Source organism: Acinetobacter sp. YH16032 (genome assembly GCF_013417345.1).
Lineage (GTDB): Bacteria > Pseudomonadota > Gammaproteobacteria > Pseudomonadales > Moraxellaceae > Acinetobacter.
In genome coordinates this window covers 1-14,196 of the sequence record NZ_VPEE01000004.1, presented here as the reverse complement: position 1 = coordinate 14,196, position 14,196 = coordinate 1, and the positions used below count along the sequence as shown (strand labels likewise).

Below are 14,196 nucleotides of genomic sequence, written 5' to 3'. Positions count from 1 at the left end.
CCTTAAGCTTGTTCTACGTTGCTAACTTGAGCAGCGGCATTCACCACTTTTGCTTCAAATTCGCCACGGAAATATTTGAGTGCACCCATGAGTGGTTCCATAGCACCAGGAGCGTGAGCACAGAAAGTCTTACCAATCCAAAGCTTACGTGTAAGCTCTTGCAAATGATCGATGTCTTCTTTCTTGCCTGTACCATCTTCAAGTGCTTTAAGCGCTTTCACCGCCCAAGGTAAACCATCACGACATGGTGTACAGAAACCACATGATTCACGCGCAAAGAATTCTTCTAAGTTACGTGTTGCTGAAACCATACATTGAGTTTCATCAACCACCATAAGCAAACACGTACCTAAACGCGAACCTGCTTTCATGATGCTTTCCGCATCCATTGGAAGATCGATGTGTTCAGCTGCCAAAAAGTCAGTTGATGCACCACCTGGTAACCATGCTTTAAGCTTTAAGCCATCACGCATACCACCCGCATGTTCTTCAATCACTTCACGTGCAGTTGTACCAAATGGAAGCTCCCAAAGACCAGGGAATTTCACTTTACCTGATGCACCATAAATTTTTGTGCCAGGATCTTTCGACTTACCTGCAGATAAATTGATATACCACTCAGGACCACGCAGCATAATTGCTGGTAAGTTATTGTAAGTCTCTACGTTGTTCACAATCGTAGGACGACCCCAAGCACCTGCAACTTGCGGGAATGGTGGTTTTGTACGTGGATTTGCACGGCGACCTTCAAGCGAGTTAATCAATGCAGTTTCTTCACCACAGATATAACGACCCGCACCAGTGTGCACATGTAGTTCAAAGTTCCAGCCAGAACCGAGGATGTTTTCACCCAAGTAACCTTTGGCACGAATTTGCTCTAAAGCTTGGTTCAAATACTTCGCAGCTTCGATGTATTCACCACGGATAAAAATATAACCATGGGTTGCTTCAAGTGTATAACCTGCAATTAACATCCCTTCGATCAATTGATGAGGAAGTTTTTCCATCAACAAACGGTCTTTGAATGTACCTGGTTCCATCTCATCGGCATTACAAATCAAGTAACGAGGACCTGAATTGTCATTTGGCGCCATGAGCGACCATTTAATCCCTGCAGGGAAACCAGCACCACCACGACCTTTAACAGTCGCTGCTTTAATGATTTCCAATACATCTTTAGGCGGCATTGTGAGTGCTTTCTTGAAACCCTCATACCCTTCAAAAGATTCATAGTCTTCTACACTATGAACAAATTCTTGCTTGCTCAAACGCCATGTTAATGGGTGAGTTTCTGGGTTACCGTCGCCATAAATCGGTTTTGGTTCAGTATTCATACATACTTCTCCAATAACTGTTTCACTGAAGAAACTTCTACTAGACCGTGAGTATCTTCATTAATCATCAAGGTTGGACCCTTATCACAGTTTCCTAAACAGCAAATCGGGAGCAAAGTAAAACGACCATCAGCAGTCGTTTGACCAAATGAAATCCCGAGTTCGCGTTGGAATGCTTCTGCTAAAGTTTCTGCACCCATCAAGAAGCAAGCTATAGAATCACAAAGCAAAATTACGTTGCGACCTACTGGCTGGCGGTAAATACGGTTATAGAATGTTGCCACACCTTCCAAATCAGCAAGGCTCATTGACAACATCTGCGCAATCGCATTCATTTGCGCATCATCCACCCAACCATTACGACGTTGAACGCATTTAAGCGCATCTAAACATGCCGCACGTGGGTATGGGTAATGACCAATGTGATGCTCGATTTCGTGGATTTCTTCCGCAGTTAAAATCCCTTCGACATTCACACGTGGCTTTTTATCAGTCAAAATCATCATAATGCGTACCCCTTAGCGATCCACGTCAGCCATTACGACATCAATCGTCGCTAAATAAATGATTAAGTCAGATACAAGACTGCCGTTAATTACAGAAGGAATTTGCTGTAAGTGCGTGAAGGTTGGTGTACGAATACGGGTACGGTAACTCATCGTTGACTTGTCTGAAGTCAAGTAGTAGTTCGATGCACCTTTTACCACTTCCGCCATAACAGATGCTTCACCTGCTGGCATGACAGGACCCCATGACACGCTTAAGAAGTGCGTAATCAAAGTTTCAATGTCTTGTAGTGTCTTATCTTTCGGTGGTGGAACAGCCAATGGGTGATCCGCTTTATAAGGACCAGATGGCATGTTATCCAAGCACTGTTTGATGATTTTTAAAGATTGTTCGATTTCACGGTAGTGAACGATCACACGTGCATATGCATCGCCTTCGTATTCTACAGGCACTTCGAAGTCGTAATTTTCATAACCGCTATATGGACGATATTTACGTACGTCAAAATCAATACCTGTTGCACGTAAACCTGTACCTGTTACACCCCATGCCAATGCAGATTTTGCATCGTATTGCGCAACATTACGGGTACGACCTTCAAATACCGAGTTTTTAAGTGCTGCAGTATGATATTCCTTCAAACGTTTAGGCATCCAATCCAAAATTTCACGGATCAAATGTTGCCAGTTGTTTGGAAGATCGTGTGCAGTACCACCGATACGGAACCATGCTGGGTGCATACGGTAACCAGTGATTGCTTCAATCGCGTCATAGATCTTTTGACGATCGGCGAACATATAGAATACAGGGGTCATACCGCCGGCATCCTGAATCGCTGTACCGATGTAAAGCAAGTGGTTATTAATACGGAATAGTTCCGACATCATGACACGAATACATTGTGCACGTTCTGGCACAGTGATCCCAGCCATCTGCTCCACACCCATCACATAAGGCATGTTTTGCGCACAACCACCTAAGTAGTCAACACGGTCAGTATACGGAATGAATGAATGCCAAGTTTGACGTTCAGCCATCTTTTCCACACCACGGTGGTGATAACCGATATCAGGCACACAGTCTTTCACTTCTTCGCCATCTAACTGCAAGATCACACGGAATGCACCATGCGCAGATGGATGGTTAGGACCCAAGTTCAAGAACATGAAGTCTTCATCAGCATTACCGCGTTTTAGACCCCAATCTTCAGGTACAAAACGTAAATGCTCTTGTTCGAAATCTTGTTTCGCTTGGTTCTGACGATAAGGTGTGTATTCAGTCGCACGTGCAGAATATTCTTTACGCAACGGATGACCTTCCCAATACGTTGGCAATAAAATACGACGGAGCATTGGATGCCCTTCGAAGTTAATGCCGAACATATCGTAAGCTTCACGTTCGTACCAGTTGGCATTTGGCCAAATGTTGGTTGCTGTTGGAATATTGAGATCAGACTCATTCAACGCAACTTTAATACGAATATCCGTATTACGCTCTAGTGACAACAAGTGATAGAACACAGTGAAGTCAGACGCAGGTAACCCATCGCGGTGAGTACGTAAACGCTCATCTACCGCTGACAAGTCAAACAACATCACGTAAGGACGTGACACTGTACGCAAGAACATTAATACGTCTTGTACACGTGAGCGCTCAACCCAGACTGTTGGAAAGTCTTCAAAAGTCGTTTGCACGTAGAAATTCTCACCAAACTTGGTTTTGAGCTCTTCTACAATTGCAAATGCTGGGCGTGAATCAACTGAAGTTGATTCTGGCATAGCAATGTCAGTTTCAGCCATTGGCTTGGCTTCCTATTTAATACAAATTCATTCAACCAAAACGACAATTACACCCAAGCGGGTGCATCAATATTATTTGCCGTTAAGATTATTTAATTTCATCCATAGAGCGTAAGTGTTTTACTGCAATACGTTCAGCATTCTTACGGTCACGTTCAGGCTGCATCTTTGGCTTATAAACTGGCTTAAGATCATCACCGATCACCGCAGAAAGCGGACGACGCTCTAATTGAATTTGGTCTTGCAATAACATCAACGCTTGGATTAATGCTTCAGGACGCGGTGGGCAACCTGGAATATACACATCCACTGGAATGATTTTATCGACACCTTGTACAACCGAGTAAATGTCATACATACCGCCAGAGTTTGCGCATGCACCCATTGAGATCACCCATTTAGGTTCTAACATTTGCTCATAAAGGCGTTGAATTACAGGTGCCATCTTGACGAAGCATGTACCCGCAACAATCATCAAGTCCGCTTGACGTGGTGAAGCACGAATTACTTCGGCACCAAAACGTGACAAGTCATGCACGCCTGTTAAAGTCGTTGCATACTCTACGTAGCAGCAAGATGTACCAAAGTTGAACGGCCAAACTGAGTTTTTACGACCCCAGTTTACTGCTGTATGCGCCAAATCCTCTAAACGAGTCATGAACACATTCTTATTCACTTCTTCTTGTAGAAGCGGATCTTCTACAACGATACGCTCTTGAAGTGGATACTGATCAGCATCCGGATTCGCACGGGTTAATGTATATTTCATCCCGTATTACTCCTTATCAGATGATGTAGTCGTTGGCGAAGCTTTTACACGACCAGATGATTGCGCTGGAATTTGACCTGTAGGGTCAACCACCAACTCCTCAATTGAGTTGAAGCGAGTAATTTCTGCGAGATCCATATTTGGCGAACCAATTTTAGGTTTAATCCCTGCTGCTTTACGCTTATCAGATGGCGCCCAATTTAATGCACCAGTAGACAACTCATAAATCAAGCCAACGAGTAAAACTAAAATAAATACAGCTGCTGCTGCAAAACCGATCCAACCCACTTCACGAACTGACGCAGCCCATGCATAGAGATAGAGCGCTTCTAAGTCAAACACAACGAAGAAGATTGCAACCAAATAGAATTTTGCAGATAGACGAATTCGTGCTCCACCAGCACTAACTACGCCTGACTCGAACTGCTCTTGCTTAGCACGTCCCCACGATTTACCCCCTAGGAGTAGCGGGACAGTGAGCATAAAGACGCATAAAAATGTAACGCCGATCACGAAGGCAATTATTGCCCAATCGTATGGAGTAATGGCACTCATGCGGGGATAACTCCTGGCAGGCCTATTTATTAACAAAGAATGTATGTATTGGCCTTCAAATACACCAAACACAAAATTAATCCCGCCAATTGTACCTGATTTATGATTTCTGTTGCTAGCCAATCCCTCTAAGTCTTTAGGATGAATTTTGCCCTTTTTCCAGATTTCATGGTGATTAAAGTCAATAAAACCTTATTTAATCGTAGAAAGTTATTAAGGTGATACAACTGATTATTTTTTCCGAATAATCATTCAAAAAATTCAAGAGGCGTCAATCCAGACACTATCACTTTTTTAGTTTTACCATTCGTGTTAGGTCAGCTTTTTTTGCACCAATATGGCTCAATTATTTTTGATTTATTCTATTTTAAAAGTTTTAAATTTTAATTGCTTACAATGTTTTAATTAACTTTATACAAATCGTGCTGATTTTCGTTATATGCTCAATTAAATAATAAGGAGAAGATCTATGAGTCTAGAATTCACACACAAACCTAACTATTTTTTATTTGCTCAGTTGATCGTCCATCATTTAGACAGCTATATCAAAAAACATCCTGATGCAACGAATGCTATTTTTGATTTACGCGATATTTATCAAATTTTCCGCCAAGACCTCGCCTCTACAACCACTAATCTTGATGCTATTCTCAACATCGCAGATGAATATACAGTTGAGACCATTCACGGCGATCAAAAACTGATAAGCAATTATCATGTTGATGCAACCAATAACAGTTTACTGATCGATTTCAATGCCGATGCCTTAAATGCACTTAAGGAAGGAAAACGCATTATTGAACCCAATGCCAATAATTATCAATAAAAGGCAATAAAAATTATAAGAAAAGCGCTTAATCGCGCTTTTTTTTAATTCTCGCTTTACTCTGACGTTTGACTGGTTTGAACAATCTTCTTCTTTTTAAATCTTTTGGCTGGCCACTGCATGGTGAATCGTGCACCACCCATTTTAGGACTTTGATCTACTTGAATCGTACCGCCAAACCAATAAGCGATTCGACTTACAATAGACAAGCCTAAACCATATCCACCTGAAGCACGTGTACGACTATCATCCAAGCGAGCAAAAGCTTCAAACACTCGCTTACGATCCTCTTCTGGAATCCCCGGACCATCATCTTCAACTGAAATATACGCCATTCCCTGAGCATCAATTCCACCAGTGATCAGCACTGTATCATCGCAGTATCGGATCGCATTTCCGACTAAGTTTTGTACTACACGATGCAAATAACGGCGTTCCGCATCCACCACCAAAGCTTGTGATGGCAAGTGTAATTGAATATTTTTATTGGTTTTTAATGCTTTAGTTTCAATAGCGACTTGCTCAAGCACTTCGTATAGTCGAATTTCCTTAAAATCAATAGAGGGCATGCCTTGCTCAAGTTTAGCATAGGTCATAATTTCATCAATGAGCGTGTTTAAAGCCTCAATGTCTTTATCAATCATTTCTACTTGTTGCTGACGATACTCATAATCCTCTTCATCAACCAACATTTCCATACCAAAGCGAATACGTGCGACTGGCGTTCGCAGCTCATGTGATACAGCTCTCATTAACTCTCGCTGAGCTTCGATCAAACGCTGTATATGATCTGACATACTGTTATAGCTGGCTGCCAAATGTGCTAACTCATCATATCCTTCGACAGGAACGCGAACGGACATATCCCCTTTTTGCATAACATTTAAGGCTGAGTTAACTTGCTTCAACTTGCGTTGCATTGGGACAATCAGACCATACACACCAAGCGACAAAATAAACATACTCAGCAAAGTAATCCCTGCCGCCAATTGGAATGGCATCCAATTGAACATTGGCACTGGTCCCATCACCAAGACATCACCAGACGAATTCGTCATTGGAGAAATGACAGAAATCGTAGTACCACGAATGCTAGCGCTATCCTGATACAGGATAACCCCTTGATCCGCACGTAAACGACCAATTTGCTCGGAATCTAAATTGAGATCAGACAGATTTTGAATGCTTAAATCATAAGAAAAGTGTTGCTTAATTTTTGCAAGATATTCCCTTTCCTGCCCTGGATAATAAACCAAGTATTCCCATACAAAGATTGGTAAGGCCTTCATTTGACGCTCACCAATACTATCCACTTTCACATAAAGTAAATGCTCAGGGTCATCTATTAAACCAATAATGACATAAGCAATACTTTCTTTGGCGTCATACCGCACCACTGCTTTGCGCTTTTCTAAACGGTATTTTTCGGTGCGTGAAAGTTCGACTTTATCAGATTCTAGATAATAGATGGGAAGTTCGAGCAAATCAGATGCATCTGATATCCAATCCATTCTTTGTTGCATGGTTTGTTGTCTTGAAACACCCTCGCTAATGACGTACGAAATCCCATCAGTCAATGACTCACGGTATTCCTGCGCGCGTTGATAGTTGATGATTTGCACAAGCAAATAACCAAATATGGCAACCAGCACCACCAAAATGACGAGACCTGCGTAGATGCGCAGGAATATACTGTGTTTAGACACTAAGGTATGACCTTCTGAGGAGTGAGGGCATTACCGCGGGGATGTGATTACATCCCGTTGGTTTCTTTAACGAATAAATATCCTTTACTACGCACTGTTTTAATACGTTTAGGATTTTCAGGATCATCACCAATTTTTGGACGGATACGAGAAATACGAACATCAATTGAGCGGTCTTGACCATCATATTCAATACCACGTAGACGCTCAAAAATGTCTTCACGTGAAAGGATACGACCAGCATTAGATGCCAACAACCATAATAAGTCATATTCTGCACTTGTGAAATCTACAAGCTCACCGTTTAAGGTTACAGAACGACCACCATTATCAATCACTAAATCATCAAATTCGATACGTTGAGCAACTTCATCCTCTGGTGTTTTGTCTGTACGACGAAGCAAAGCACGAATACGCGCTAATAGAACACGTGGCTGAACTGGTTTCGCAACATAATCGTCTGCACCCATTTCAAGACCCAATACTTGATCCATGTCTTCAGTACGAGCAGTCAACATTAAAATCGGTTGATGATAATGTGGCCGAACCTCACGACATACGGTGAGACCATCAGCACCAGGAAGCATAACATCCAGCACCACCATATCCGGTTGCTCTGCGATAATACGACGGATTGCACGATTACCGTCTGGTTCTACCCCAACTTCTAATCCATTACGAATTAAATACTCTTGCGTTAAACGCGCAAGACGCTCGTCATCTTCAACGATCAAAATCTTTGGTAACTTTTCTTCTTGGCTCATAGAATGCCCCTATATTGTTACGATATCTGCTGATTAAACTTCACAGATTTACATCGATATGTTTTGCAATATACACACGTTTACATTGTAAACAAGAGCCTGTTCACGAAACTGATACACGAGCGTAGTCTTTTGTTATCTTTTTATTAACTATTGATAAATAGATAGTTTTGCCAAGTCGATCAATATTTTCAATCAACTTTAAACTTTCAAACACAAATCAATTTGATGATATTTTAAACAAAATATTTCAAAAAAATTATTTTCGAGAAGCAATATGCACTTTCAGAGTTATCCACAAACTTATCTATAAGCACTCTAAAAAGTCTCTGTTATGCTTAGCACCCTGTGACGCTGACTACATAACAAAAATGGCGGAACATGGAAAAGTTAGGGAAATTTGAGTGTTAAACTCAGAAAAAAAATTATCAAAATGTCAATATTGATCTACCCTGAAATTTACCGTATCTTGTGTCTTAATTTACATTAAACCACTAAGTCTTGTGTTTACCCTCAAATATCGCGATAGCTCATTTTTTGAGTTTGTATCCGATTCAAATGGTCCATAAGCATAAAAATGATGAGAATGGAGCGACGCTGAAATGAGCGCTAATACAACCCCTGGTCAACTTCAAGTGATTAAACGCACTGGTGATGTTGCCACTTTTGATGCAGATAAAATCTCTGTAGCAATTGGTAAAGCATTTTTGGCTGTTGAAGGTCAACCAAGTGCAGATTCGAGCAGAATTCACGATCGTATTACTCAGCTGACTGAGATGGTGATGAACACGTTTAAGCGTCGTTTACCTTCAGGTGGCACGATTCATATTGAAGAAATTCAAGATCAAGTTGAATTAGCTTTAATGCGCACAGGTGAACAAAAAGTGGCGCGTGCATACGTGATCTATCGTGAACAACGTGCTGAAGCGCGTAAAGAGTTAGGTGCTCATCATCACCCTACTCTTCAGATCACAGGTCAAAATGGTCAGCTCCAACCATTAGATTTGAGTCGTTTACAAGCGAAGATTGAAAAAGCTAGCGAAGGCTTAGAAGGCATTGATGTTCAAGCGATCATCGATGAAACTGTAAAAAACCTATACAACGGTGTTAAAGCATCAGACATCTCTACAACGATGATGATGGCGACACGTACACGTATTGAACAAGAACCAAACTATACGTATGTCACTGCACGTTTGTTGCGTGACAACTTAGTTGCAACCGGTCTTGAGTTTCTTGGCCTATCTAAAGACACGCTTGAAAATGATGCGCTTGAAACCTTCTTGAAAAAAGGTGTTGAGCTAGAGCTTCTTTCTCCAGAATTATTAAATTTTGATCTTGTAAAATTAGCGGCTGCGATTAAACCAGAACGCTCTAATCAATTTACATATTTAGGTCTTCAAACATTATTTGATCGTTACTTCATCCACTCTGATGGCGTACGTTTCGAATTACCACAATTATTCTTCATGCGTGTTTCTATGGGCTTGTCGCTCAATGAAGACAACCGTGAAGATCGTGCAATCGAATTCTATAACTTACTTTCTAGCTTCGATTACATGGCATCTACGCCAACTCTATTTAACTCAGGTACATTACGTCCTCAGTTATCAAGCTGTTATTTAACAACGATTGATGATGACTTGTTCGATATTTATGGCGCTATGCGTGATAACGCAATGTTGTCTAAATGGGCAGGCGGTTTAGGTAATGACTGGACACCAGTTCGTGCCTTGAACTCATACATCAAAGGTACTAACGGAAAATCGCAAGGTGTTGTTCCATTCCTTAAAGTAGCGAACGATACAGCCGTTGCAGTTAACCAAGGTGGTAAGCGTAAAGGTGCGGTATGTGCATATCTTGAAACTTGGCACTTGGATATCGAAGAATTCCTAGAGCTTCGTAAAAACACGGGTGATGACCGCCGTCGTACACACGATATGAACACTGCAAACTGGGTTCCAGATTTGTTCATGCAACGTGTATTTGAAGATGCTGAATGGACACTCTTCACCCCGTCTGAAACACCAGATCTTCACGATTTAACGGGTGCTGAATTCGCAGAACGTTATGCTTACTACGAAAGCATTGCGAAAGAAACAGACATGCTTCATAAGAAAGTCCGTGCGAAAGACTTATGGCGCAAAATGTTATCAATGTTATTTGAAACAGGTCACCCGTGGATCACATTCAAAGACGTATGTAACTTACGTTCACCGCAACAACACGTAGGTGTGGTGCACTCTTCTAACTTGTGTACTGAAATTACATTGAACACAAGCAAAGATGAAATTGCGGTATGTAACTTGGGTTCAATCAACCTTGTTCAACACGTTCAAGGTGGTCAATTAGACCGTGAGAAACTTGCTCGCACGATTAAAACTGCAGTTCGTATGCTCGATAACGTCATCGACATTAACTACTATGCAGTTCCACAAGCGCGTAATTCAAACTTGAAACACCGTCCAGTGGGTATGGGTATCATGGGCTTCCAAGATGCACTATACGAAATGAAGATTGCTTACGGTTCTGATGCTGCGGTTGAGTTTGCAGATGAGTCTATGGAAGTGATTTCTTACTACGCGATTCAAACTTCAAGCGATTTGGCGGTTGAACGTGGTACGTATGAAACATTTAAAGGTTCATTGTGGGATCAAGGTATTTTACCAATTGACTCTCTTGAGCTGGTTGCGAAATCTCGCCCAGAACGTATGTTTGAAGTCGATCGCACACAACGTTTGGATTGGGACACGTTACGTGCCAAAGTTCAAAAAGATGGTATGCGTAACTCGAATGTGATGGCAATTGCACCAACTGCAACCATTTCAAATATTTGTGGTGTATCTCAATCTATTGAGCCAACATTCCAAAACTTATATGTGAAATCGAACTTGTCTGGTGAGTTCACTGTCATCAACCCTTACCTCGTTCGTGCATTAAAAGAACGTGGTCTTTGGGATTCTGTAATGGTCAATGACCTGAAACATTTCGAAGGTTCAGTACAAAAAATTGCGCGTATTCCTGAAGAGTTAAAAGCAATTTTCGCGACAGCATTTGAAGTTGAAGCACGCTGGATTGTTGATGCTGCATCACGTCGTCAAAAATGGATCGACCAAGCACAATCTCTTAACCTTTACATCTCTGGTGCAAACGGTAAGAAATTGGACATCACGTATAAGATGGCATGGTTACGTGGTCTTAAGACGACTTATTATCTTCGTGCATTGGGTGCGACATCTGCTGAGAAATCTACGATTAACACAGGTGCATTAAACGCGGTTAAACCTGCGACAGTTGCAGCACCAGTGGCAGCAGTTGCTCAAGAAGCTAAGCCTGAAGCAGCCGCGACAGAAGAAGGTTTCGAACAAGCAGCGCCAGTACCAATGGCATGTTCAATTGACAATCCTGATTGCGAGGCTTGTCAGTAATCTGACAACCTTCCCTACCCCCTCCTAAAAGGAGGGGGATCACATCCGACAATCCAAGGTATGGAAGTCCCTTTTGATTCAAAATTGATTTAGGAAGGTTAAATTTTTGAATTAATTATTTAAATGGTTAATTCAACTCAAAGGTAAAGTAATTCCTACTACTGAACCCAAGAGACAAATTTTAGACATAAAAAAAGGGAATCTTCCTACAGATCCCCTTTCCAGTCTAAGAAGCGAGTTCTTCGACATATTGCTTCGCAAAAAGCAGGTGAATAATCGCCTGATCTCGCAATATCGTCAAGGACTTTTAAGTAACAACTGTCCAACATATATGCGAGGTAAAGCAAAATGACAGTTTATTCTGTAAGTTATGACTTAAATAAGTCTGGACAAAATTATAGTGGTCTAATCAAAGAGCTCGAGAGCTTTGATGGTTGGTGTCACCCAATGAAGTCCTATTGGTTAATTTGTTCAAATCTAACAGCTAACCAAATTCATGAATTACTTAAGAAATATTTAGATCAAAATGACTGGATTATTGTGATGGAAGCTTCTAAAAACCATTCAGGCTGGGTTCTTAAAGATGCTTGTGACTGGATAAATAAACATATTTAAATATGTTTATAAAGATAAAGGAAAAGACCATGCCCCATATGACCCATAACTATATGTTAGGACTTGCGGTATTGGTCTTTGCCTTTATTTTCTTTTACACGCCGATGGTCTATGCATTTTTAGCCATTCGCAAACAACAGAAGCGTAAGCAAAATAAGTAGTGCGGAAATTTAATCTACTCAAACGAACAAATTGAGTACATTCATCGGCAAAACTTAATTTTGCTTACACAATATAAGCGTATAGTAGGATGTCTCACGTTGAGATGTCTGAATAAAAGATATAAGCAACGTAGAGAGAATTGATATGTCTATCCTCAGTTGGGACGATTTCGAAGATGATGAACCGAAACAAACTGCACAAGCACAGCAGTCTGCGCCCATCGAACCGCAAAAAGCGCCTAATCCACAAGTGGTATCTGATGCACGCAACGAACCGACGCGTGTGGCAGCTGCACAACCCGCTCGAACCAGTTCAAACGGAACAACAAATTCAGCCGATCCGTTGGCAAGAGCATCTAACGCCTTAGAACATTTGGACGTTGCTCCAGGTCTTGAAGAGTTAGAAATGGGCGCTCAACGTGTTCAAGTTGATGATAAAGCAATGATCAACTGTCGCGCTGACTTGAACCAACTTGTTCCATTCAAATACGAATGGGCTTGGCAAAAATATCTCGATGGTTGTGCAAACCACTGGATGCCACAAGAAGTTAACATGAACCACGATATCGCACTTTGGAAGTCAGAAGATGGCTTAACTGAAGATGAGCGTACTATCGTGATGCGTTCTTTAGGCTTCTTCTCTACTGCCGATTCGTTGGTTGCGAATAATTTGGTTCTTGCGATTTACCGCCACATTACGAACCCTGAATGCCGTCAGTACATCTTGCGTCAATCATTTGAAGAAGCGATTCACACGCATGCTTACCAATACTGCATCGAATCTTTAGGTATGGATGAAGGCGAAGTCTTCAACATGTACCGCGAAGTTCCATCAGTTGCGCGTAAAGCTGCATGGGGCTTGAAGTACACTCAAGAATTAAGTGATCCAACATTCAAAACAGGCACACCTGAAACAGATCAAATCTTGCTTCGCAACTTGATCGCATTCTACTGTGTTCTTGAAGGTATTTTCTTCTACTGTGGTTTCTCTCAAATCTTGTCAATGGGTCGTCGTAACAAGATGAATGGTGTTGCTGAGCAATTCCAGTACATCTTACGTGATGAGTCAATGCACTTAAACTTTGGTATCGATATGATTAACCAAATCAAGATTGAGAACCCTCATTTGTGGACTGCTGAGTTCCAAGAAGAAATCATTCAGATGATTCTTGAAGGTACAATGCTTGAAATCGAATATGCACGTGACACAATGCCACGCGGTGTGTTAGGTATGAATGCTGCAATGATGGAAGAATACTTGAAGTTCATCGCAAACCGTCGTTTAGCTCAATTAGGTTTACCTGAGCAATTTGCTGGTGTGAACAATCCATTCCAGTGGATGTCAGAAATGATGGACTTACGTAAAGAGAAGAATTTCTTCGAAACTCGCGTAACAGACTATCAAACTGGTGGTGCGTTAAGCTGGTAATAGATCACGCTATTGTATCTAAAAATAAAAGAGCCTTATATGGCTCTTTTATTTTTTAGACTCAAGTAGGTGTAAGGTACAAGAATAAAAAAATAGGTGGTGTTTCAAAAAGTATGCTGAAAAAAACAATATGGCTTTTGATAAAATAGAGGTATGAAAATAACGCTACAAATCAAATGTCCTACCTGTCTAAGTAACAATATAAAGAGAAATGGCATCAAAGTAGATGGGAAACAAAACCATCAATGCAAAGATTGCAAACGTCAGTTTATTGGTGATCATGCATTAAGCTATCAAGGGTGT

At 41.2% G+C, this 14,196-nt stretch carries 13 protein-coding genes; 6 read left to right on the top strand and 7 right to left on the bottom strand.

What is annotated here, in order from left to right; genetic code table 11:
* Positions 1 to 2 precede the first annotated feature (2 nt).
* The 5 genes from nuoF to ndhC all read right to left on the bottom strand — a co-directional run bounded on the left by nuoF (position 3) and on the right by ndhC (position 4,964).
* Positions 3 to 1,334 (bottom strand): NADH-quinone oxidoreductase subunit NuoF, encoded by a 1,332-nt coding sequence (gene nuoF / locus FTV32_RS04425; protein WP_180028045.1) that lies wholly within the window; start codon positions 1,332 to 1,334, stop codon positions 3 to 5.
* Positions 1,331 to 1,840, bottom strand: coding sequence for an NADH-quinone oxidoreductase subunit NuoE (gene nuoE, locus FTV32_RS04420; protein ID WP_035267260.1), 510 nt, complete (start codon positions 1,838 to 1,840; stop codon positions 1,331 to 1,333). The genes nuoF and nuoE overlap by 4 nt, the downstream gene beginning before the upstream one ends.
* A gap of 12 nt (positions 1,841 to 1,852) precedes the next feature.
* A complete protein-coding gene (nuoC, locus tag FTV32_RS04415) occupies positions 1,853 to 3,640 on the bottom strand; it encodes an NADH-quinone oxidoreductase subunit C/D (RefSeq protein ID WP_180028044.1) in 1,788 nt (595 codons plus the stop codon).
* Positions 3,641 to 3,728: 88 nt separating this feature from the next.
* On the bottom strand, positions 3,729 to 4,409 hold the full coding sequence (locus tag FTV32_RS04410) for an NADH-quinone oxidoreductase subunit B family protein (RefSeq protein ID WP_035267257.1): 681 nt from the start codon (positions 4,407 to 4,409) through the stop codon (positions 3,729 to 3,731).
* Positions 4,410 to 4,415: 6 nt separating this feature from the next.
* Positions 4,416 to 4,964: an NADH-quinone oxidoreductase subunit A gene (ndhC, locus tag FTV32_RS04405; protein WP_035267255.1), complete on the bottom strand. Its 549-nt coding sequence runs from the start codon at positions 4,962 to 4,964 to the stop codon at positions 4,416 to 4,418.
* 469 nt (positions 4,965 to 5,433) lie between these two features.
* Here ndhC and FTV32_RS04400 point away from each other — a divergent pair, with 469 nt between their 5' ends.
* Positions 5,434 to 5,790 carry a hypothetical protein gene (locus FTV32_RS04400; protein WP_035267254.1) on the top strand — a complete coding sequence of 119 codons (357 nt, stop codon included), beginning with the start codon at positions 5,434 to 5,436 and terminating at the stop codon, positions 5,788 to 5,790.
* 56 nt (positions 5,791 to 5,846) lie between these two features.
* On the opposite strand, the gene bfmS is transcribed toward FTV32_RS04400, so the two are convergent.
* Positions 5,847 to 7,496 carry a sensor histidine kinase BfmS gene (bfmS, locus tag FTV32_RS04395; protein ID WP_373683296.1) on the bottom strand — a complete coding sequence of 550 codons (1,650 nt, stop codon included), beginning with the start codon at positions 7,494 to 7,496 and terminating at the stop codon, positions 5,847 to 5,849.
* 47 nt (positions 7,497 to 7,543) lie between these two features.
* A complete protein-coding gene (bfmR, locus tag FTV32_RS04390) occupies positions 7,544 to 8,260 on the bottom strand; it encodes a response regulator transcription factor BfmR (RefSeq protein ID WP_035267251.1) in 717 nt (238 codons plus the stop codon).
* A 602-nt stretch (positions 8,261 to 8,862) separates the two neighbouring features.
* Here bfmR and FTV32_RS04385 point away from each other — a divergent pair.
* The 5 genes from FTV32_RS04385 to FTV32_RS04365 all read left to right on the top strand — a co-directional run.
* A complete protein-coding gene (locus FTV32_RS04385; RefSeq protein ID WP_179999432.1) occupies positions 8,863 to 11,688 on the top strand; it encodes a ribonucleoside-diphosphate reductase subunit alpha in 2,826 nt (941 codons plus the stop codon).
* Between the two features lie 348 nt (positions 11,689 to 12,036).
* Positions 12,037 to 12,303, top strand: coding sequence for a hypothetical protein (locus FTV32_RS04380; RefSeq protein WP_179999435.1), 267 nt, complete (start codon positions 12,037 to 12,039; stop codon positions 12,301 to 12,303).
* A 29-nt stretch (positions 12,304 to 12,332) separates the two neighbouring features.
* The gene (locus FTV32_RS04375; protein WP_179999438.1) at positions 12,333 to 12,464 is read left to right on the top strand and encodes a preprotein translocase subunit YajC; all 132 of its coding nucleotides are present in this window, start codon (positions 12,333 to 12,335) and stop codon (positions 12,462 to 12,464) included.
* 145 nt (positions 12,465 to 12,609) lie between these two features.
* Positions 12,610 to 13,893 (top strand): ribonucleotide-diphosphate reductase subunit beta, encoded by a 1,284-nt coding sequence (locus FTV32_RS04370; protein WP_035267248.1) that lies wholly within the window; start codon positions 12,610 to 12,612, stop codon positions 13,891 to 13,893.
* 153 nt (positions 13,894 to 14,046) lie between these two features.
* On the top strand, positions 14,047 to 14,196 hold a 150-nt coding region (locus tag FTV32_RS04365), incomplete at its 3' end, for an IS1 family transposase (protein ID WP_149959308.1).